The following is a 393-nucleotide window of genomic DNA, read 5'->3' as shown; positions in this document are numbered from 1 at the left end:
CCGGTGAGCGATACCACTCCGGTGGCACAGGAACCGACGGCGGCCGGGCAGCCCTCGGCGGCCGGTGAACGGCCGGGCGGGCAGCCGGCGCCGGCGGCGGGCGGGCAGCCGGCGCCCGGCGTCGCGAAGCCGTTGTCACTGCTGCGCGCCGAGATCGCGCAGGCATCGTTGCGGCTGGCCGAGGCCGGCGTCGGCTCGCCGCGCCATGACGCCGAGGAACTGGCGGCCTGGGTGCACGACGTCCGCCGCGCGGAGCTGCACACGGTCCCCGACCACGACTTCGACGCCCGGTACTGGGAGGTCATCGCCCGCCGCGCGAACCGCGAGCCGTTGCAGCACATCACCGGCGCGGCGTACTTCCGGTACCTGGAACTGGCGGTCGGCCCCGGGGTC

1 pseudogene is annotated in these 393 nt (G+C 76.3%); it reads left to right on the top strand.

Annotation, left to right across the window (positions count from 1 at the left end):
- Nucleotides 1-132 precede the first annotated feature (132 nt).
- Nucleotides 133-393: pseudogene (locus tag GWK61_RS55515) on the top strand (peptide chain release factor N(5)-glutamine methyltransferase); the annotation flags it as partial.

Origin of the sequence: Catenulispora rubra, assembly GCF_015356825.1 — a bacterium.
Taxonomy (GTDB): Bacteria; Actinomycetota; Actinomycetes; order Streptomycetales; family Catenulisporaceae; genus Catenulispora; species Catenulispora rubra.
This window is presented reverse-complemented; position numbering and strand designations above follow the sequence as displayed.